This is a genomic window from Vannielia sp. SX4 (assembly GCF_052828525.1).
Genome location: NZ_CM128247.1, coordinates 2,949,869 through 2,969,474 on the forward strand (window position 1 = coordinate 2,949,869; position 19,606 = coordinate 2,969,474).

The 19,606-nt window shown below is 64.8% G+C and carries 18 protein-coding genes; 7 read left to right on the top strand and 11 right to left on the bottom strand.

Going from position 1 to position 19,606, the window contains the following annotated elements; translation table 11 throughout:
- Positions 1-5: 5 nt before the first annotated feature.
- Positions 6-428, bottom strand: coding sequence for a hypothetical protein (locus ACUXVX_RS14605; RefSeq protein ID WP_446308864.1), 423 nt, complete (start codon positions 426-428; stop codon positions 6-8).
- Between the two features lie 331 nt (positions 429-759).
- On the opposite strand from ACUXVX_RS14605, the gene gap reads away from it, so the two are divergent.
- Both gap and ACUXVX_RS14615 read left to right on the top strand, forming a co-directional pair.
- Positions 760-1,761 (top strand): type I glyceraldehyde-3-phosphate dehydrogenase, encoded by a 1,002-nt coding sequence (gap, locus tag ACUXVX_RS14610; RefSeq protein ID WP_446308865.1) that lies wholly within the window; start codon positions 760-762, stop codon positions 1,759-1,761.
- A 207-nt stretch (positions 1,762-1,968) separates the two neighbouring features.
- Positions 1,969-2,127, top strand: coding sequence for a hypothetical protein (locus ACUXVX_RS14615; RefSeq protein ID WP_222468872.1), 159 nt, complete (start codon positions 1,969-1,971; stop codon positions 2,125-2,127).
- 247 nt (positions 2,128-2,374) lie between these two features.
- Here the strand turns inward: ACUXVX_RS14615 and ACUXVX_RS14620 are convergent, their stop codons facing one another.
- A complete protein-coding gene (locus ACUXVX_RS14620; protein ID WP_222468871.1) occupies positions 2,375-3,538 on the bottom strand; it encodes a M20 aminoacylase family protein in 1,164 nt (387 codons plus the stop codon).
- 6 nt (positions 3,539-3,544) lie between these two features.
- Positions 3,545-4,708, bottom strand: coding sequence for an acetylornithine deacetylase (argE, locus tag ACUXVX_RS14625; RefSeq protein WP_446308866.1), 1,164 nt, complete (start codon positions 4,706-4,708; stop codon positions 3,545-3,547).
- A 405-nt stretch (positions 4,709-5,113) separates the two neighbouring features.
- Here argE and ACUXVX_RS14630 point away from each other — a divergent pair, with 405 nt between their 5' ends.
- From ACUXVX_RS14630 to ACUXVX_RS14645, 4 genes are all read left to right on the top strand, one after another.
- Complete coding sequence (locus ACUXVX_RS14630) at positions 5,114-6,832, top strand: peptide ABC transporter substrate-binding protein (protein ID WP_446308867.1); 1,719 nt, start codon at positions 5,114-5,116, stop codon at positions 6,830-6,832.
- A gap of 68 nt (positions 6,833-6,900) precedes the next feature.
- Positions 6,901-7,908, top strand: a complete 1,008-nt coding sequence (locus tag ACUXVX_RS14635; RefSeq protein WP_222468868.1) for an ABC transporter permease — start codon at positions 6,901-6,903, stop codon at positions 7,906-7,908.
- Positions 7,901-8,902: an ABC transporter permease gene (locus ACUXVX_RS14640; protein WP_446308868.1), complete on the top strand. Its 1,002-nt coding sequence runs from the start codon at positions 7,901-7,903 to the stop codon at positions 8,900-8,902. Before ACUXVX_RS14635 ends, ACUXVX_RS14640 begins: the two co-directional genes overlap by 8 nt.
- 194 nt (positions 8,903-9,096) lie before the next feature.
- A complete protein-coding gene (locus ACUXVX_RS14645; protein ID WP_446308869.1) occupies positions 9,097-10,173 on the top strand; it encodes a YeeE/YedE family protein in 1,077 nt (358 codons plus the stop codon).
- Here ACUXVX_RS14645 and ACUXVX_RS14650 read toward each other — a convergent pair.
- From ACUXVX_RS14650 to ACUXVX_RS14665, 4 genes are all read right to left on the bottom strand, one after another.
- Complete coding sequence (locus ACUXVX_RS14650) at positions 10,121-11,407, bottom strand: DUF3422 family protein (protein WP_446308870.1); 1,287 nt, start codon at positions 11,405-11,407, stop codon at positions 10,121-10,123. The genes ACUXVX_RS14645 and ACUXVX_RS14650 overlap by 53 nt on opposite strands.
- A 273-nt stretch (positions 11,408-11,680) precedes the next feature.
- Positions 11,681-12,853 carry a type III PLP-dependent enzyme gene (locus tag ACUXVX_RS14655; RefSeq protein WP_446308871.1) on the bottom strand — a complete coding sequence of 391 codons (1,173 nt, stop codon included), beginning with the start codon at positions 12,851-12,853 and terminating at the stop codon, positions 11,681-11,683.
- 229 nt (positions 12,854-13,082) lie between these two features.
- Positions 13,083-13,757, bottom strand: coding sequence for a helix-hairpin-helix domain-containing protein (locus ACUXVX_RS14660; RefSeq protein WP_446308872.1), 675 nt, complete (start codon positions 13,755-13,757; stop codon positions 13,083-13,085).
- Positions 13,758-13,888: 131 nt separating this feature from the next.
- A complete protein-coding gene (locus ACUXVX_RS14665; protein WP_222468863.1) occupies positions 13,889-14,071 on the bottom strand; it encodes a hypothetical protein in 183 nt (60 codons plus the stop codon).
- Between the two features lie 129 nt (positions 14,072-14,200).
- Here ACUXVX_RS14665 and ACUXVX_RS14670 point away from each other — a divergent pair, with 129 nt between their 5' ends.
- Positions 14,201-14,710 carry a pyridoxamine 5'-phosphate oxidase family protein gene (locus tag ACUXVX_RS14670; RefSeq protein ID WP_446308873.1) on the top strand — a complete coding sequence of 170 codons (510 nt, stop codon included), beginning with the start codon at positions 14,201-14,203 and terminating at the stop codon, positions 14,708-14,710.
- A 21-nt stretch (positions 14,711-14,731) separates the two neighbouring features.
- Here the strand turns inward: ACUXVX_RS14670 and ACUXVX_RS14675 are convergent, their stop codons facing one another.
- The 4 genes from ACUXVX_RS14675 to ACUXVX_RS14690 form a co-directional block, all read right to left on the bottom strand.
- Positions 14,732-15,322: a hypothetical protein gene (locus tag ACUXVX_RS14675; protein WP_446308874.1), complete on the bottom strand. Its 591-nt coding sequence runs from the start codon at positions 15,320-15,322 to the stop codon at positions 14,732-14,734.
- A 110-nt stretch (positions 15,323-15,432) separates the two neighbouring features.
- Positions 15,433-16,308, bottom strand: a complete 876-nt coding sequence (locus ACUXVX_RS14680; protein WP_446308875.1) for an alpha/beta hydrolase — start codon at positions 16,306-16,308, stop codon at positions 15,433-15,435.
- A gap of 173 nt (positions 16,309-16,481) precedes the next feature.
- A complete protein-coding gene (locus ACUXVX_RS14685; RefSeq protein ID WP_222468859.1) occupies positions 16,482-17,912 on the bottom strand; it encodes an NAD(P)(+) transhydrogenase (Re/Si-specific) subunit beta in 1,431 nt (476 codons plus the stop codon).
- A 13-nt stretch (positions 17,913-17,925) separates the two neighbouring features.
- Positions 17,926-19,497 carry a Re/Si-specific NAD(P)(+) transhydrogenase subunit alpha gene (locus ACUXVX_RS14690; RefSeq protein ID WP_446308876.1) on the bottom strand — a complete coding sequence of 524 codons (1,572 nt, stop codon included), beginning with the start codon at positions 19,495-19,497 and terminating at the stop codon, positions 17,926-17,928.
- Between the last annotated feature and the right edge of the window lie 109 nt (positions 19,498-19,606).

Genomic DNA, 19,606 nt, shown 5'->3' on the forward strand with positions numbered 1-19,606 from the left:
TGGTGTCAGCTATCGAAGTAGCTGGCCACGGCAGCGTCGATCTCAGCAGGGGTGTTGCCGTTGTTGAAGGCTTGCGCGAGCGAAGCAACTTCCTCGTCGCTCAGTTCCGACACATCGTGGTCGTAGCCACCGATGTCGAGCTTGGCTTGCAGGATCTCACGCATGTTGTTCACGTCGAGCTCCAGATCGATGTCACCATCGGCGAGGTCAGCGTAGTACTCGGCGTTGGTGCCTTCGATGATCTCAGCGATCGCACCCGACTTCTCGGCGGGGGATTTGCCGGAGTCGTTCACCACCACGTACACCTGACGCACTTGGTCGTCGGTCAGGGTTTCGGCTTCAACTTCCGGGGCGTACTCGGTCAGCGAGGCGTCAACGGAATCGCGCAGTTGCTCCGGGGTCATCGCAAAGGCGGTACCGGCAGTCATGGCAACAGCAGCGACAGTCATCATCAGGCGTTTCATATCGAACGAACTCCTTATCTCTTTGGCGCCCCGGTATTTTTTCCGGGGCCGGTGCCTCGCGGGGCCACCATTGGCCGGCCGCTGCACCGTCATTGCCTCCACAACTGCGCGGCGGCCCGGATCGTTCCAAAAAACTTTCAGCGGCTGATCACGGCCCCGTGATCGCCCCGTCGAGCCGAGCCTCGCGCTTTTGCCCATCCCGTGTATGCTGCTCTCAGCCATCCCTGCCCTGCGCCGCCTTGACATGTGGCGCGCAATCGCAATGTTAGCGTTAACACCAGCACAGGAGGTTTTCATGGCCGTCAAGGTTGCAATCAACGGGTTCGGCCGCATTGGCCGCAACGTGCTCCGCGCCATCATCGAGAGCGGGCGCACCGATATCGAGGTGATCGCCATCAACGATCTCGGCCCGGTCGAGACCAACGCCCACCTCATCAGGTTCGACTCTGTCCACGGCAAGTTCCCGGGCGAGGTCAAGGTGGCCGGCAACACCATCGACGTGGGCCGCGGCCCGATCGAGGTCACCGCCATCCGCAACCCCGCCGAGCTGCCTTGGGGCGATGTCGACGTGGTGATGGAATGCACCGGCATCTTCACCTCCAAGGAGGCCTGCCAGGCGCATCTCGAGAACGGCTCCTCCCGCGTGCTGATCTCGGCCCCCGGCAAGAACGCCGACAATACCGTGGTCTACGGCGTCAACCATGACACCCTGACCAAGGATCACGTCGTCGTCTCCAACGCCTCCTGCACCACCAACTGCCTCGCGCCGGTGGCCAAGGTGCTGAACGACAGCATCGGCATCGCCAAGGGCTTCATGACCACGATCCACAGCTACACCGGCGACCAGCCCACGCTGGACACCATGCACAAGGATCTCTACCGCGCCCGCGCGGCGGCCATGTCGATGATCCCCACCTCTACAGGCGCCGCCAAGGCCGTGGGCCTGGTGCTGCCCGAGCTGAACGGCAAGCTGGACGGCGTCGCCATCCGCGTGCCCACCCCCAACGTCTCGGTGGTGGACCTCACCTTCGAGGCCGCCCGCGACACCACGGTCGAAGAGATCAATGAGGCCATGCAGGCCGCCGCCGCTGGCCCGCTCAAGGGCATCCTCGGCGTGACCGACCAGCCCAACGTCTCGATCGACTTCAACCACGATCCGCACAGCTCCACCTTCGCTCTGGATCAGACCAAAGTGATGGAGGGCACCATGTGCCGCATCCTGAGCTGGTATGACAACGAGTGGGGCTTCTCCAACCGCATGTCCGATACCGCCGTGGCCATGGGCAAGCTCATCTGAGCCACCGCCACGCCGCGCAACAAGGGCCGTCCGGGCAACCGGGCGGCCCTTTGCTTTTGCCCCTGTCCCGCCTGACGCATGGCTTTTCGCCGGGAGCCATGCACCCAGCGCAATCCCGTTAGCGCAAACGGTCAGTTGTGCCGCGCCGCAGCATGACTATTTCTGGCGCACAAGAGGAAGACAGAAGCAAACGAAAGGACAGCTCCGATGACCGTCTTGACCACCCTCCGCGCCGCCTACGAAAAGCACCGCGCCTACACCCGCACCCGCAACGAGATCGCCGCGCTTCCGCGCGACGTGGCCCTCGACCTCGGCATCTTCCCCGAAGACGCCAGCCAGATCGCCCGCGCCGCCGTTTACGGCTAAGCGCGGCTGAACGCGCGCGCTTGCACCACCTGATCCTCGGGCCTGACCCGAGGATCTTCCTTATCAGCCCACCGCCCATTCCAAGCCCAGCGGACCGCGCTCTCACGATCGCGTCACCGCACGGTCTGTTAAGTTAACGCCACTATGTCATCTGACATGCGCATGGGATGTGCATCAGTTGTGCATCGGATGTGCATCGCCGGGCGGCCATGGTTAACCGCCCCGCGCGCGCCTTGTTAACCGGGCCTCAGGCCGCCGGCATCCGCTTTTCAACGATCTCCGCCCACCAGCTGCAACCCGCTGGAATCGCTTCATCATTGAAGTTGTATTCCGGGTGATGCACCGCTGCGGTGTCGCCATTCCCAACAAGGATATAAGCCCCCGGACGCTCCTCCAGCATGAAGGCAAAATCCTCGCCCCCCATCACCAGCGGCGCCTCCGCACACTCCCCCGAAACCGCCCTGGCAACCTCGGCAGCAAACTCGGTTTGCTCCTCGGAATTCACCATCACCGGGTAGCCCTTCATGTAGTTCACCTTGGCCACCGCGCCGAAGACCTCGGCGGTCTTCTCGGCAATGGCGGGCAGCCGCTTTTCGACCAGTTCCCGCGTCTCCGGCGAGAGCGTCCGCACCGTGCCCTTCAACTGCACCCGCTGGGGGATCACGTTGAACGCCTTGCTCGACGTCTCGAAGCTGGTGACCGAAACCACAGCCTCCTTGGTCGGGTCCGAGTTGCGGCTCACGATGGTCTGGAGCGCCAGCACCGTGTGCGAGGCCACGATGGTGCTGTCCACCGTCTCCTGCGGCTTGGCCGCGTGGCCGCCTTTTCCTTCGATATCAATGACAAACTGGTCGGTCGCCGCAAAGAACGGCCCGGGGCGGATGGCAAATTGCCCGGTCGGAACGCCCGGCCAGTTGTGCATCCCGTACACCTCCTGAATGCCCCAGCGCTCCATCATCCCGTCTTCGCACATCTCCCGGCCACCGCCGCCGCCCTCTTCGGCAGGCTGGAAAATCACCACCACCGTGCCGTCGAAATTGCGGGTCTCGGCGAGGTATTTCGCGGCGCCCAGCAGCATCGCCGTATGGCCGTCATGGCCGCAGGCGTGCATCGCGCCATCGGTCTTGGAGGCATATTCCAGCCCGGTTTGCTCGTGGATCGGCAGCGCATCCATGTCGGCGCGCAGCCCGATGACCTTGCCCGATCCCTGCTGCTTGCCTTTGATCACGGCCACCACGCCGGTCCGCCCGATCCCCTCGGTAACCTCGTCGCAACCAAATTCCCGTAGCTTCTCGGCCACGACGCCAGCGGTGCGATGGGTGTCAAACAGGATTTCCGGATGCATGTGAAAGTCCTGCCGCCATTCGGCGATCTCGGGCTGCATCTCGGAGAGGCGATTCTTGATGGGCACTTGGGGTTACTCCTTCAGGTGATCGAGCAGCCGCTCCATAAAGCGTTGGCCTGCCTCGAACTGTGCGATGGTCATATATTCGTCTGCCTTGTGGGCCTGTGCAATGTCTCCCGGCCCGCAAATCACGGTAGAATAACGGGCATTCTGAAATTGCCCTGCCTCCGAGGCAAAGCTCACCACGGCCCCCGGCCCGTTGTCGCCGGTGAGGCTGCGCACCAGCGGCTCGGCATGGGCCTCGGGGCCCGATTCCGGCGCAAGGCCGGGCACGTCGAAAAGCTCGTGCAGGGTAAAGCCCGCGTCGGGGTGGGTGGCCTTCATGCCCGCCTCGATCTCGATCACTGTCTCGCGCAGCCGTGCCCGCCAGTCCGCCGTGTCCTCCATCGGCATCACCCTGAAATCAAACAGTAATTCGCAATGCTCGGCGGTGATGTTATGCACCTCCCCGCCCCTGATCTTTCCAACATGCAGCGTGGTGCAAGGCGGGGTGAACACCGCCTCTTCGGGCGTCGGCGTGCGGGCAAACTGTGCCGCATTCACCTCGTTCGCCCAGCCGATCAGCCGCGCCGCCTCCATGATCGCGCTGACCCCTTCGTGCATCATCGAGCTGTGTACCGGAAAGCCCTTCACCACGATCCGAAACCCGAGGTTGCCCTTGTGGCCGGTGACCGGCTTCAGCATCGACGGCTCGCCCACCACCACCGCCTCCGCGCGGGGCAAACCGCTGGCCTGCAGGGCCTCGATCATCGGCGGCGCTCCGAAGCAGCCGATCTCCTCGTCGTAGCTCAGCCCGATCTGCAATGGCCGCGAAACGCCCCGCTCGGCGGCCTGCCCCATCGCCCAGAGTGCCAGCGCGTCAAAGCCCTTCATATCGGCCACACCCCGGCCATAGAGCCGCCCGTCCCGCTCCTCCACCGCCCAAGGGTCGCTGGCCCAGCTCTGCCCCTCGACCGGCACCACATCGGTATGCCCCGAGAGCAGCACACCGCCCGGCACATCCGGCCCGACGGAGGCAAAAAGCGCCGCCTTCTCGCCGGTGGAATCGGGCACGCGGATCGCGGCAATGCCGCGTTCCGCCAGCCAGCCTTCAACCCAGTCGATCAGGTCGAGGTTGGAGGCCGATGAAACAGTCCGGAAGGACACGAGCTTGTCGAGTATGTCGCGTGGGGTCACGGGTCGGGAGGTGCCTTTCGAGCGGCCCGGTGGCGGGCCTCGTGCAGAGGGTGGTGCCGAGCCGCGCAGAGGTCAAGGCCTGCTGCCCAATCGGCAGGCATCTGCTCAATCGGGCCGCAAGGTCAGTTGACGAAACCATTGCGCCGTCCCCGTTTCATGTTACCGTCACATTCAGGGGATGGCGCAGCCGCGGGGGCGGAGGCGTGAAAACACCCATAAAAACTTGGTTGGACAGGGAGAGCGCATGGCCCGCAAAGGCACTTGCTCTGCTCAGGGGAACAGTCGCAGCTTCGGCGCCGCCACAGGCGGCTCCGGGCCCGGTTTTTCGCCGTCCAACTCCCCCCAACGACCACAAAAGCAGCCCAAAAGGGCGCGAGGCGTCGAGCACCCAACAAGGAGAAACCCATGAAACTCAAAACAGCTCTTCTCGGAGCGGTCGCCACCTGTGCGCTGGCCCCAATGGCCATCGCAGAAGGCCATGAAGGCGAGCGCGGCCGTGACGGCAACGTCAGCATCATCTACTGGCAGGCCCCGTCGATCATGAACCCGTTCCTCTCGGGCGGCACCAAGGATGTGGAGGCCGGCAGCCTCGTGCTCGAGCCGCTTGCGCGCTACGACGAGACCGGAACCCTGACCCCCTGGCTGGTCGAAGAGGTGCCCACCGTCGAGAACGGCGGCGTGAGCGAAGATCTCACCACCATCACCTGGAAGATCACGCCCGGCATCCTGTGGTCCGACGGCACGCCCTTCACCTCGGCGGACGTGAGGTTCACCTACGAATACTGCACCCATCCCGAGGGCGGCTGCGCCCAGCTCACCAAGTTCAACGGTGTCAGCTCGGTCGAAACGCCAGATGAGCACACCGTCGTGGTGACCTTCGAGCAGCCCACCCCCTTCCCCTACGGCCCCTTCGTCGGCGGTGAGAGCCCGATCCTTCAGGCCGCTCAGTTCGCCGACTGCATGGGCGCCAAGGCGCCTGAATGCACCGAGGCCAACTTCAGCCCGATCGGCACCGGCGGCTTCAAGGTCGTGGAGTTCAAGCCGAACGACGTGATCACCTTCGAGGCCAACGAGAACTACCGCGAAGAGGGCAAGCCCGCCTTCGCCTCGATCACCTTCAAGGGCGGCGGCGATGCAACGGCGGCTGGCCGTGCGGTAATGGAGACCGGCGAATTCGACTACGCTTGGAACCTCCAGCTCGCCCCCGATGTGATCTCCGAGATGGAAGCGGCCGGCAAGGGCAAGGCGATCGCCGGCTTCGGCCCGCTGCTCGAGCGGATCATGTTGAACAACACCAACCCCGACCCGGCGCTCGGCCCGGACGAGCGGTCGGTGGTGCGCCCGCACCCCTACCTCTCCGATCCCGCCGTCTACAAGGCGCTGTCCCTCGCCATCGACCGGCCCCTGCTGGTCGAGGTCGGCTACGGTCAGGCCGGTAAGGTATCGTGCAACTGGGTGCCCGCCCCCGAGGCGGTGAACTCCACCACCTTCGACTGCTCCACGCAGGACATCGAAGGCGCCAAGGCGATGCTGGAAGAGGCCGGATGGGTCGACAGCAACGGTGACGGCGTGCGTGAGAAAGACGGCGTCGAGCTGAAGATGCTCTACCAGACCTCCACCAACGCCGTCCGTCAGGACTTCCAGGCGCTGATCAAGGACTGGTGGGAGCAGATCGGCTTCGAGGTCGAACTGCGCAACGTCGACAGCTCGGTGTTCTTCGGCGGTGATCCGGGTTCGCCCGACACCTTCCAGAAGTTCTACGCCGACGTCGAGATGTACGCCAACACCTTCAACGGCACCGACCCGCAGAGCTACCTCGGCAACGCCACCTGCGATAAGGCCCCCTCCCCGGCCACCCAGTGGCAGGGCGAGAACATCTCGCGCTGGTGCTCCGAGGAGTATGACGCACTTTATGCCAAGCTGGGCGTCACCGCCGATGCGGCCGAGCGCGCCGAGATTGCCAAGCAACTCAATGACATGGTCATCGAGGGCGGCGGCATGATCCCGCTGGTCCACCGCGGTCGTCTCTCGGCCCACGCCAACAGCCTCGGCGGCGTGAAGCTGAACGTCTGGGACAGCGAAATCTGGAACGTCGCTGACTGGTACCGGATCAAGACCAACTGATCCGCAGATGAAACCGGGCCGCGCGGCACTGATCGCGCGGCCCCTCTGCCATATCGAGCGCCCCCCGTATGCTGACCTTCATCATCCGACGGCTCATTCTCGCGGTTCCCACGCTCCTCTTCATTTCGCTGGTCCTCTTCCTGCTCCTCGATCTCGCCCCCGGCGACCCGATGGCGCAGATGCCGCTGACCATTCCCGATGAAGTGAAGCAGAAGATGCGCGAGGCACTCGGCCTCGGCGAACCGCTGCACATCCGTTACATCAAATGGCTCTACCAGTTCTTCGTGGTCGAGCCCGGCTTCTTCCTCGACTGGCTCTTCGGAACCAACATGATGGAAGGCACCCAGCGTGTCGTGAGCTGGCAGTTCCGCTCGCCGGTGTTCGACATCATCATCCAGCGCCTGCCGCAAACCCTCTGGGTGGTCGCTCTGGCCTATGCCGTGGGCGTCATCATCGCCATCCCGATCGGCATCATCTCGGCCTACAAGCAGTATTCGGTCTTCGATCAGGCCGGCACGCTCATCTCGATGATCGGCTTCTCCGTGCCGCCCTTCTTCTCGGGCGTGGTGGTGATCGTGATCTTCGCGGTCAAGCTGGAGTGGTTGCCCTCGATCTACGACACCACCCATGAGGTGAAGGACTGGGAGAGCATGAAGATCCAGCTCAAGCAGATGATCATGCCGGTGATGGTGCTCGCACTCCAGACTACCGCCCAGATCAGCCGCTACATGCGCTCGGCCATGCTCGACAACCTCAAGCAGGATTACGTCCGCACCGCTCGCGCCAAGGGCCTCTCGGAGTGGTCGGTGGTCATGGTCCACGTGCTGCGCAACTCGATGATCCCGGTCGTCACCGTCATCGCACTCGGCATCCCCTCCATCTTCGGCGGGGCGATCATCACCGAGCAGGTCTTCAAGGTGAACGGGATCGGCCAGTTGCTGATCACCGCGATCCAGGCCAATGACATCCCGATGGTCCAGACCATCACCTTCATCTTCGCCGTGCTCATTGTGCTGTTCAACCTGATCGCCGATGTGCTCTACGGCGTGCTCGACCCGAGGATCCGCTATGACTGACACCGCAAAGGAAGTGCTGGGCGAGAGCCAGCCGCGCGGCAAGTCGCGGTCGCAATGGTCCGACGTGTGGAAGCAGTTCCGCAGCCACAAGGGCGCGATGATGGGCGCCTTCGTGCTGCTCTTCATCACCTTCGGCGTGCTCTTCGGCCCCTATCTGTGGGACATCGACCCAACCAAGCTCGACATCCGCAACAAGGATTGGCGGCCGGTCTACATGCCGCTCTTCTCCTGCTCGTGGACCGATCTGTGCATCCCGCCAGAGAGCCTCGAACGGATGAAATATGGCTGGTCGCACCCGCTGGGCACCGACAACCTCGGCCGCGATATCCTCGCCTCGCTGATCCACGGCGGGCGCGTCTCCATCGCGGTGGGCTGGGTGGCGATGATCCTCGCCATGCTGATCGGCACCGCCGTCGGCGTCGCCTCGGGCTACGTGAAGTGGCTCGACGGTCTGCTGATGCGCTTCACCGACCTCGTGCTCGCCCTGCCCCTGCTGCCGCTGCTGCTGGTGATCATGCTGCTCTTCCGCGACGCGCTGCGCGCCACATTCGGGCCGGAGCTCGGCGTGTTCATCCTCATCGTCTGCGTCATCGGCGCGACCTCGTGGATGCAGACCGCGCGGATCGTGCGGGCCGACATTCTGGCGCTGAAGGAGCGCGAGTTCATCCTCGCCGCCCGCTCCATCGGCACCCCGCCGATGAAGATGGTCACCCGGCACCTGCTGCCCAACGTGCTTTCGCCGATCATGGTCTCGGCCACCCTTGGCCTCGCCACAGCGATCATCACTGAGAGCGCGATCTCCTTCCTCGGCCTCGGCTTCCCCTCGGACTTCCCGACATGGGGCAAGCTGCTGTTCGACGCCACCGACCGGATTCAGAACTTCCCCGAGCGCGCGCTGTGGCCGGGGCTGATGATCTCGCTCGTGGTGCTGGCGGTGAACTACATCGGCGACGGGCTGCGCGACGCGCTCGACCCGCGCATCCGGGGCCGGTAGCCCTGCACACATGCAGATAAGACCATGCATCGCGCCCCGTCTTCGGGGCGCGAACGCTTTTCGGAGCAGCGCCACCACGGCAGAACAACGTCCCTCACTATACGCGAGAACAAAATCCCCTCCCCGTTGATCCATTTGCACCCGCGCCGTAGCTGCGCTACCTGCCGGGCTTCGACCGCGACAGGAGACGCACCATGTTCGAAACGCTCGGATTCGAAGAGGCAACCGCCCGTGAAGTTGCGGTCTGGTTTGCCCTCGCCCTCGGCATCGCCTTCGGCTTTCTCGGCCAGCGCAGCCGGTTCTGCTTCCGCCGGGCCGTCGCCGGTGACGCCTCGGAGCGCCGCTCGGCCGCCGGTGTCTGGCTGACCGGCCTCGCCGTGGCGATCCTCGGCACGCAGGCCCTTGTCGCCTACGGTCTCATCTCCTTCGAGGAGCACCGCTACCTCGCCGCCGACCTGCCCTGGCTCGCTATCGTGCTGGGTGGTGTGGCTTTTGGCGCTGGCATGGTCCTCACCCGTGGCTGCATCTCGCGGCTGACCGTGCTGACTGGCACCGGCAATCTGCGCGCGTTGACCGTGCTGGCCATCTTCGCCGTGGTCGCCCACGCCACCCTGAAGGGCGTGCTCGCCCCGCTGCGCACCGCGCTCGGCTCCGTCTCCGCACCGCTCGGTGAGGCCTCCTCCCTCGCCGGGCTGCCCGGCGGCGCGTGGGTATGGACCGGGCTGATTGTCGTCGCTGTTCTGCTCTTTGCCGCCCGCTCCGGCGCCAAGCCCGTAACGCTGCTGATGGGCGCCCTGATCGGCGCGCTCGTTCCGCTGGCATGGGTCGGCACCGGCTACGTGCTCTACGACGAGTTCGACCCCATCGCGATGGAGAGCCTCTCCTTCACCCTGCCCTCCTCCGAAACGCTGTTCTGGGCCATCGCCTCCTCGTCCATCCCCGCCGGCTTCGGCGTGGGCCTCGTGGGCGGCGTGCTGGTCGGCGCACTCATCGCCGCACTGATCTTCCGCGATTTCCAGTGGCAGAGCTTCCAGACCCCGCGCCAGACCGGCCGCTACCTTGCCGGGGCCGTGCTGATGGGCGTGGGCGGCGTGCTGGCCGGGGGCTGCACCGTGGGCGCGGGCCTGTCGGGCACCTCGACCCTCGGCGTCTCGGCCTTCCTCGCGCTGGCCTCCATCGCCCTCGGCGGCGTGGTCACCTCGCGGCTTCTGGGGGAGGCTAATGCAGCTTCTTCCGGATCCGCCGGACTGCAAGCCACACCAGCAGAATGACCAGCGGGGTCAGCCCTGCCGTCAACCACCCCTTCTCGATGCCCAGCCCCTTGGCGAAGGGCTCGAGAAGGTAGGTGCCAAGGCTCACCGCGTAGTAGCTGATCGCCACCACCGAGAGCCCCTCCACCGTCTGTTGCAGCCGCAGTTGCAGATCGGCCCGCTTGTCCATCGAGGCAAGCAGCGCCTGGTTCTGCGCCTGCCGCTCCACATCGACCCTTGTGCGCAGCAGGTCGCTCGCCCGCGCCGAGCGCGCTGCCATCGCCTGCAACCGTCCTTCGGTGCTCTTCACCGTCCGCATGGCGGGGTCGTAACGGCGGGTCATGAACTCCTTCAACGTCTGCCGCCCCATGAACCGCTGCTCGCGCAGCACCTCGATCCGCTGCCAGACAATCGCCTCATAGGCCGCCGTCGCGCCAAAGCGAAAGCTCGCATGGGTGAGCTGCATCTCGATCTCGGCAGCCACGCGCAGCAGCTTCTCCAGCTCTTCCTCCGCCGGGCGGGCACGGTCGCCCGTCATCGCATCCATCAGATCGCTCAGCTCGTTGTCGAGCTTGCCCAGCGGTCCCGAGAGCCTGCGCGCCCGGCCCAGCCCAAGCATCGACATCGCCTTGTAGGTCTCGATCTCGGTCAAGCGCTGCACCACCCGCCCCACCCGCTGCCGCCCTACCCCGGGCTTGACGAAACAGGCAAAGCGCACATGCCCCGCCGGGTCGATCCGAAAGTCGGTGCCCACGATCACGTCGCCATCCACCACTTCCGATACGGCGATGCTCTCGGCCACCATCCAGCCGTCCATCCGCTCCGACACCTCCTCGGGGTGCTCCGGCATCTCTTCGACTCGCACCAGCGCCGAGGTGACCCGCACGCCGGGTGCCTTCGCCAGCCAGTCGGCGGGGAACATCCGGAAGGTCTCGCCATCGAAGGGACGCTGCGCCACGCCGGAGCCGAAGATCGTGTAAGTCACGAACTCGGTGTGGCTCTCCCACTTGATCTGATGGCGCCCGAGCTGGCCCGAGTAATGGGTGGCATCTGGCTGCGGATGCGGCGCGCCGTGGCGGTCCAGCAGGTCGATCAGATGCGCCCGCTCCGCCTCGCGGTCCCGGCCCGAAGCGCCCTCGGCAGGTTTCAGCGCCAGATAGGCCGCGCGGCAGGGCACATCCAGCGCCGGAAACGGGCGCGCATGCAGCTCGTTGGCCAGCTGATAGCGCAGCGGATGATCCTGGATTTCGGCCATTGTCGTCCCTCGTTTCTTCCCTGCTAGGGCCTGGCCGCCCTCCTGTAAAGGGAAAGAATGTCGCGATATCAGGTGCTTATCTGCATACCGCGGTGCACCGGCCCCACCTGCCTGCCCCCTTATAGCGCAAAAAAGAACCGCCCGGCCTGTTGGACCGGGCGGCTTTGCAGGCGGCCATTCAAGCCTTCGGCGCAGGAGGCGCAGCCGTGATAACCCGGCTGCACCCCCATCCTCCTCCACACGCCGAAACGCGAGGCCGCCAACCTGCGGCGGTCAGATCACCACCACGTCCAGCGGCGGGAAGCCGTTGAAGCCCACCGACGAGTAGGACGAGGTGTAGGCACCGCAGTTGCGGATGATCACCTTGTCGCCTGCCTTCAGGCTCATCGGCAGCGGCATCGGGCGCTTCTCGTAGAGCACATCGGCGCTGTCACAGCTCGGGCCTGCGAGGATGCAGGGGCCGGTGGCCTCGCCGTCATGCGGGGTCATCAGCTGGTAGCGGATCGCCTCGCCCTCGGTCTCGGCCAGGCCGGAGAAGCGGCCAATGTCGAGATAGACCCAGCGGTGCAGGTCATTGTCCGACTTGCGCGAAACCAGCAGCACCTCGGCAGCAATCGCACCGGCCTCGGCCACCATGCCACGGCCCGGCTCCGCCATGATGCGAGCACCGGGGAAGCGGGCTTCGACCATCTTGCGAACGCCTTCAGCATAGGCGGTCGGCGCGTCGATCTCTTCGCCGTAGAACGCCGGGAAGCCGCCACCGATGTTGATGAGGGTCAGCCCATGACCAGCCGCCTGCGCGTCGGCCCAGATGCCGCCCACGTAGTCGAGCACGCCCTGCCACATGCGGGTGCGTTTGGTTTGCGAGCCCACGTGGAACGAGAAGCCCACCGGGTCGAGGCCCAGATCACGTGCCACGCCCAGCAGCCGCAGCGCGGACTCGCGCGAGCAGCCGAACTTGCGGGAGAGCGGCCAATCGGCCTCGGGGTTGTCCACCAGCAGACGGATGTACACCTGCGCCCCCGGCGCATGCTCGGCGATCTTCACCAGCTCTTCGTCGCTGTCGGCGGCAAAGAGGGTCAGGCCAGCGGCATGGGCAAAGGCAATGTCGGTCACCCGTTTGATGGTGTTGCCAAAGCTGATCTGGTCAGGGCGCGCGCCGAGCGAGAGGCACAGCTCGATCTCGCCACGGGAGGCGGCATCGAAATTGGAGCCTTCCTCGAGCAGACGGGCGATGACTTCGCGGGCCGGGTTGGCCTTCACGGCATAGTGGATCGCCGCACCGCCGAGACCGGCTTTCAGCGCGTGGAACTGACGGGCAACCGCATCGGTGTCGATGACGAGGGTCGGCTTGTCAAAGCTGTTCGCGAGGATGAACTCCTCAACGCGGTTGACAGCAAGGGATACGGGAACGGCCGGCAGGCCGCCGTCGAACATCATCGTCATGGTCATCTCCAATAGACCCGGCCATATATGACCGCTCACTTCCAAGGGAGACGTTACCGTCGCTACGTAAACACAGGCGATGATGTTGCCGGCCAGAGGCGCGTGCGTTGGCGTCTTGACCGCGCATTTGGGGCCAAACGGGATTCGGATCAAGAGGGAAAATCACCGTGCGGCGAAGAATTTTTGCGCCGGGCAAAACGGCCTCTGCCGCCCTGCCCGGCTCTGCGCCTCAGTCCTTGGATTTCTTGGACGATTTCGACTTTTTTGCCTTGGCCTTCTTGGCATCCGCCTTCTTGGCCTTGGCTTTTTTGTCACGCGCTTTCTCTGCAGCTTTCTTGGCTGCTTTTTTCTCGGCAGCCTTCTTCGCGGCCTTGGCAGCCGCCTTCTTCTCAGCAGCCTTCTTGGCCGCTTTCTTCTCCGCCGCCTTCTTGGCTGCCTTCTTCTCGGCGGCTTTCTTCTTGGCCTTCTCAGCCGCCTTCTTCGCGGCTTTCTTTTCGGCAGCCTTCGTCTTCTCGGCAGCCTTCTTTGCCGCCTTCGCCTTGGCAGGCTTCGGCTCGGCCTTCTCGACCTCTGCCTTCTTCTCCGCCAAGGCCGCCGCCTGGGCCACGACCCCGGCAGAGGGCTTCTCTTCGATCGGCACGGCACTGGCTGCAGGCGCAGGCTTGGCCGCCCGGCGTTTCACCGGAGCCTTGGAGGCGGCAACCGGGCGGCGCGGCGCGGGGGCCGCAACCTTGCCCGCGGCCGCTGCCTTCCATGCCCCCGCCCGAGCGGGCGAGATGCCGGGGATGGCAGTGAGCTTGGCGACCGGCGCCGCCGCCAGACCGGCAGGGTCGGAAATGCCCGCCCCCACCAGCTTGGCCGCCATCGCCGGGCCGATGCCGGGAATGTCGGTCAGGCGCACCATCAGGCTGCCTTCTTGAGGGCCTTCTTGGCGGCCTTCAGCTTTTTCTCTTGCTTGGCGACCTTCGCCTTGCGGGCTTTCACTTCTTTTTTCAGGTCTTTGATCTTGGCTTTCTTGGCCATTGCTCGGTCCTTTCAGTCGGTTTTGTCTGAGCCGTTTTCCTTCACGAACCCCCGGATGAACCGGCGGATCTCACGGGCCGCGCTGGTGTCGAGCTGCTCGCACAGGTCCACGAAAGCATCGCGCTCATCCTTCTTGATCCGAATGATGAGCTGGCTGTCCTTCCGGTCCTTCTTGGGCTTGCTGCTCTTGGCCATAGCGGGCTGGCTCCCTCTCTTGAGTTCGCCTTTGTTACTACAAAGTATAGCGATTGTATATACATTTTCAAAAACTGGGTTACGGAACCTCCCCCCCTCCCCCGCAGTTGGTGCCCAAAGGAGACTCCCATGACCCATCACGACAACGACCATAACACCGAAGCCCTGCGCAAAGCCCTTTTCGACGCGCTGGATGACGAACGCACCGGCATGCTGGCCATCAGCGACCGGGCCTCCCACGCCCAGCCGATGACCCACTATTTCGACGAAAACGCCCGCGTTCTCCGCTTCATCACCGCCAGCGACACCGGTCTCGCCCGTGACATCGGCACCGGCGCGCAGGCCCATTTCACCCTCACCACCCGCGACCGCGAGGTTTATGCCTGCATGTCCGGGCCGATCACCGTGTCTGAAGATCGCGCCCTGCTAGAGGATCTGTGGTCCCCCGCCGCCGCCATGTGGTTCGAGGGCGGGATCGACGACCCCAAGGTGACCCTGCTGGAGATGCCGCTGCGCGAAGCCGCCGTTTGGACGGTGGATGCCAACGCGCTGCAGTTCGGCATCGAGATGCTGCGTGCCAACCTCGGCGATCACACGCCCGATCTGGGCGACCACGCGGTGATCAACCTCGCCGCCTGACGCACCTCCCCCGGCTGCGCCTCACCAAGGCGCGGTCGGGGCCCCGTGCCTCTTCGCGGCGCGGCGCACATCCCTCAGCGCCGCCCGCCACTTGCGCAGAGGGATCTCGAGGTCTATCGGCGGATTGCCCTCGCTATAGGCCACCTCGAAGCGCAAACGCAGCACGCCCCGCCCCTTCGCCGCCCGGTTCATCGCTGCCAGAAAGGCCGCCCGGTCCGCGCCGCTGAGCGGATTCTTTGTACTGTGCTTGCGTTCCGCAGCCGCTGGCAGCACCCAGATCGTCTCGCTGCGCTGCTCGATGCTGTATCCTCGGTAGCTCGACGGGTAGCCACTGCGGTAGAGGTTAAACAGGATCTCATCAGGCCCAAAGCGCACTGACCCAAGGTGGGCATACCCCTCGCGCCGGGGGTACGTCGCGATCCCGCAAACCACCGGCACGGCCTCCCACGAGGTAAACTGGCTGCTGGGAATGATCTGCTCGCAAGAGGTCTCGAACGGCCCGTGTACCTTGTGATGCAAGAGGTTCGACATCAGGGCATCGCCCGCCAGCCCCACCACCGGGGCGAGGATCGGCGCCAGTGCCGCAATCATCGAAGCCAATACCCGCTTCATCTCAATCTCCTTGAAAATCACTCACCTGAACGTCAGACGGCGCCCGGCCTGAAATCCTTGGCCGGGTGCCCTTCTTTAATGCCGCGCCCGCCGGAGCCGCGCGGCGGCGCTCACTGGCTCGCCGCCATTGGCACCTCGCCCTGCGGCAGCTTGGTGTGCGAGAATACATACTCCAGCGCCTCGGGCAGCGTGTCGATCCAGACCTGCCATTCATGATCGCCGTCGATCACCCGGTATTCCACATCGTTCGGCTGGTGCTCCCGCAGCTTCTGGTAGAGCACAGCCCCGTGGTAGGCGATGTCGAACACATCGTGGTCGCCCGAGTTGATATACATCGGCACCACCACGTCCCCGGCGAGGTAGTCGTCGAGATAGGCGGTGTAATTCAGCTCGGTCCACTTCTCGGGGTCGTAGTTGCCCTCGGCGTCGAGATAGGCCGCATGGCGGTTGGCCGAGGAGCTCTCCGGTGGCTGCGGCACATAGGCGGCGGGCGACATCGCGGCCCCTGCGGCGAACATCTCTGGATGCTCCAGCACAAAGTTCACCGTGCCATACCCCCCTGCCGAAAGCCCGCCCACCACGCGCCCCTCGCGCTCCGGGATCACCCGCCAGGTGGCCTCGATATGCGGGATCAGGTCGTCAAAGAACGCCGTCTCCGCAGGCTCGTTGTAGCCATCCACCCACCAGCTCAGGCTGCCGGGCATGATCACCACGGCGGGCGGCATCACCCCATCGGCAATCGCCTTGTCGATCACCTGCTTGGCATGGCCATCCACCACCCAGCTCGTCTCGTTGCCGCCCGAGCCGTGCAGCAGGTACATATGCGGATAGGTCAGCCCGCTCTCCTCGTAACCATCGGGCAGATAGACCGTATAGGCATAATCCCGCCCGAGCGTGTCGGATGCAAAGCTGTAGGTCGCAATCTCACCGGCGAAACTCGGAAACGCACAAAGGGCCGCACCAGCGGCGCAAAACAGGATCTTCATGAAAACCTCCCATGCAGGCAGGCCGGAATGGCTGCCCTCGGGGAACGCTCGCAAGGGCAAAAACGCATGTCAACCGCACATATGCAACCTGTGCGGGAGCGGCGACAAGCTGCGCATATGAAAAGGGCCTCCACAACGGGAGGCCCTTTCAATGGTCACGTGGCTCTGCCCGGTCAGTCGATCATCGGCAGGAGCTTGTTCACCGAGTCCTTGGCGTCGCCGTAGAACATGCGGGTGTTGTCCTTGAAGAACAGCGGGTTCTCGATGCCCGAGTAACCGGTGCCCTGCCCCCGCTTGGAGACGAACACCTGCTTGGCCTTCCACACCTCCAGCACGGGCATGCCCGCGATGGGGGAGTTGGGGTCGTCCTGCGCGGCCGGGTTAACGATGTCGTTCGAGCCGATGACGATCACCACGTCGGTGTCGGGGAAGTCATCGTTGATCTCGTCCATCTCCAGCACGATGTCATAGGGCACCTTGGCCTCGGCCAGCAGCACGTTCATGTGCCCCGGCAGACGCCCGGCGACCGGGTGGATCGCAAAGCGCACCTCCTTGCCGGCAGCCCGCAGCTTGCGGGTCAGCTCGCTGACCGCCCCCTGCGCCTGTGCCACGGCCATGCCGTAGCCCGGCACGATCACCACAGAGTCGGCTTCGTTCAGCGCGGTTGCCACGCCATCGGCCTCGATCGCCACCTGCTCGCCTTCCACGGCCATCTGCTCACCGCCCCCGCCGCCGAAGCCGCCGAGGATCACGCTCACGAAATGCCGGTTCATGGCCTTGCACATGATGTAGCTGAGGATCGCACCCGAGGAGCCCACCAGGGCGCCCACCACGATCAGCAGGTCGTTGCCGAGGCTGAAGCCGATCGCCGCCGCCGCCCAGCCCGAGTAGCTGTTGAGCATCGAGACGACCACCGGCATGTCGGCCCCGCCGATGCCCATGATGAGGTGGTAGCCGATGAAGAGCGCGGCCAGCGTCATCAGGAACAGCGGGAAGAACCCGCCGGTGTTCATGTACCAGATCAGGCATATCACCGAGAGCGCAGCCGCGCCCGCGTTGAGCATATGCCCGCCCGGAAGCTTGGTGGCCGCAGAGGTCACCTTGCCCGCCAGCTTGCCAAAGGCCACGACCGACCCGGTGAAGGTGATCGCGCCGATGAACACGCCGAGGAACAGCTCGACCGCGAGGATCTTCAGCTCGACCGAGGATTTGTGCGCCACGATGGAGGCAAAGTAGCCAAGCTCCTCACCCGCATGGTCGCCCCCCGCCACGAGGCGGATGGTGAAATGCGCGTTGTAGCCCACGAACACGGCGGCAAGGCCGACGAGGCTGTGCATCGCCGCCACAAGCTGCGGCATCTCGGTCATCTGCACCTTGGTGGCCACCATGTAGCCGATGACCCCGCCGCCCGCGATCAGCAGGATGGTCAGAAGCCACAGGCCCGAGCCAGGGCCGATGAGCGTGGCCAGCACGGCCAGCGCCATGCCCACGATGCCATACCAGACCGCCCGCTTGGCGCTTTCCTGCCCCGAGAGGCCGCCCAGCGAGAGGATGAAGAGAACAGCGGCAACAACATAGGCCGCAGTGGTAAATCCGTAATCCATTGCTCCTGCCCCCTTACGACTTCTGGAACATGGCGAGCATGCGCCGGGTGACGAGGAAGCCGCCGAAGATGTTGATCCCGGCCATGAAGACCGAGAGCGCGGCGAGCAGAACCACGAGGAACGAGCTGGAGCCCATCTGCAGGAGCGCCCCCACGATGATGATCGAGGAGATCGCGTTGGTCACCGCCATCAGCGGCGTGTGCAGGGAGTGCGAGACGTTCCAGATCACCTGGAAGCCCACGAAGACCGAAAGCACGAAGACGATGAAGTGCTGCATGAAGCTCGCCGGGGCCACCAGGCCCACGGCCAGAAGCAGCACCGCACCCACGCCGATCAGCGTGACCTGTTGCTTGGTCTGCGCCTTGAAGTCGGCGGCCTCCTTGGCCTTCTTCTCTTCGGGCGTCAGTTCCTTGGGCTTTTCCTTCTTCACCGCGGCAATCGCCTGAACCTTCGGCGGCGGCGGCGGGAAGGTGACCTCGCCCGCATGGGTCACCGTCGCGCCCCGGATCACGTCGTCTTCCATGTTGTGGTTGACGACGCCGTCCTTCTCGGGCGTCAGGTCGGTCAACATGTGGCGGATGTTGGTGGCATAGAGCGTGGAGCTCTGGGTCGCCATCCGGCTGGGAAAGTCGGTGTAACCGATGATGGTCACGCCATTGTCGCTCACCACCTTCTCGTCGGCCTTGGTCAGCTCGCAGTTGCCACCGCGCTCGGCGGCAAGGTCCACGATCACCGAGCCCGGCTTCATCATCTCGACCATGTCCTTGGTCCAGAGCACCGGCGCCGCCCGGCCCGGGATCAGCGCGGTACAGATGACGATATCCACCTCAGGCGCCAGCTCGCGGAACTTGGCCAGCTGCGCCTCGCGGAACTCGGGGCTGGAGGGTGCCGCATAGCCGCCGGTCGCGGCGCCGTCGGTCTGCTCTTCGTCGAACTCGAGATAGACGAACTCGGCGCCCATCGACTCGATCTGCTCGGCCACTTCGGGCCGCACGTCGAAGGCATAGGTGATCGCGCCCAGCGAGGTCGAGGTGCCGATGGCCGCAAGGCCTGCAACACCGGCGCCCACCACGAGCACCTTGGCCGGTGGCACCTTGCCCGCTGCCGTCACCTGACCGGTGAAGAACCGGCCAAAGTTGTTGCCTGCTTCGATCACCGCGCGGTAGCCCGCGATATTGGCCATCGACGAGAGCGCATCCATCTTCTGGGCGCGGCTGATGCGGGGCACCATCTCCATCGCCACAACGGTCGCGCCCTTCTTGGCCACGCCCGCCATCATCTTGTCGTTCTCGGCCGGGTTGAAGAAGCTGATGAGGGTCTGGCCCTCCGCGAGCCGTTTGGCCTCGGTGTCGGTGGGCACGCGGACCTTGGCGACGATCTCGGCCTCTTTCCACAGGGCGGCGGCGGTCTTGACCACAGTCACCCCGGCGGCCTCGTAATCGGCATCGCTGAAGCCGGCCTTGGCCCCGGCGCCGGTCTCGATCAGGCACTCATGCCCGAGTTTCTGAAGCTGAAGCGCCGAATCCGGCGTCATGGCCACGCGGTTCTCTCCTTCGAGAACCTCCTTGGGCGTTCCGATTTTCAACGGATTATCCCCCTTCCCTCATGTGTTCCGCGCGTTTTGCGCTGAATGGCAGCGGGTTTTACCTATCACTTCGCGCAAATTTGTTACAACCAGAAGCGATGACGCAGGG

Excerpts from the sequence above, each read along its gene's own strand:
- ACUXVX_RS14605 (WP_446308864.1), bottom strand. The coding sequence starts at position 428 with ATGACTGCCGGTACCGCCTTTGCGATGACCCCGGAGCAACTGCGCGAT.
- gap (WP_446308865.1), top strand. The coding sequence starts at position 760 with ATGGCCGTCAAGGTTGCAATCAACGGGTTCGGCCGCATTGGCCGCAAC.
- ACUXVX_RS14615 (WP_222468872.1), top strand. The coding sequence starts at position 1,969 with ATGACCGTCTTGACCACCCTCCGCGCCGCCTACGAAAAGCACCGCGCC.
- ACUXVX_RS14630 (WP_446308867.1), top strand. The coding sequence starts at position 5,114 with ATGAAACTCAAAACAGCTCTTCTCGGAGCGGTCGCCACCTGTGCGCTG.
- ACUXVX_RS14635 (WP_222468868.1), top strand. The coding sequence starts at position 6,901 with ATGCTGACCTTCATCATCCGACGGCTCATTCTCGCGGTTCCCACGCTC.
- ACUXVX_RS14640 (WP_446308868.1), top strand. The coding sequence starts at position 7,901 with ATGACTGACACCGCAAAGGAAGTGCTGGGCGAGAGCCAGCCGCGCGGC.
- ACUXVX_RS14645 (WP_446308869.1), top strand. The coding sequence starts at position 9,097 with ATGTTCGAAACGCTCGGATTCGAAGAGGCAACCGCCCGTGAAGTTGCG.
- ACUXVX_RS14650 (WP_446308870.1), bottom strand. The coding sequence starts at position 11,407 with ATGGCCGAAATCCAGGATCATCCGCTGCGCTATCAGCTGGCCAACGAG.
- ACUXVX_RS14655 (WP_446308871.1), bottom strand. The coding sequence starts at position 12,853 with ATGACGATGATGTTCGACGGCGGCCTGCCGGCCGTTCCCGTATCCCTT.
- ACUXVX_RS14660 (WP_446308872.1), bottom strand. The coding sequence starts at position 13,757 with ATGGTGCGCCTGACCGACATTCCCGGCATCGGCCCGGCGATGGCGGCC.
- ACUXVX_RS14665 (WP_222468863.1), bottom strand. The coding sequence starts at position 14,071 with ATGGCCAAGAGCAGCAAGCCCAAGAAGGACCGGAAGGACAGCCAGCTC.
- ACUXVX_RS14670 (WP_446308873.1), top strand. The coding sequence starts at position 14,201 with ATGACCCATCACGACAACGACCATAACACCGAAGCCCTGCGCAAAGCC.
- ACUXVX_RS14675 (WP_446308874.1), bottom strand. The coding sequence starts at position 15,322 with ATGAAGCGGGTATTGGCTTCGATGATTGCGGCACTGGCGCCGATCCTC.
- ACUXVX_RS14680 (WP_446308875.1), bottom strand. The coding sequence starts at position 16,308 with ATGAAGATCCTGTTTTGCGCCGCTGGTGCGGCCCTTTGTGCGTTTCCG.
- ACUXVX_RS14685 (WP_222468859.1), bottom strand. The coding sequence starts at position 17,912 with ATGGATTACGGATTTACCACTGCGGCCTATGTTGTTGCCGCTGTTCTC.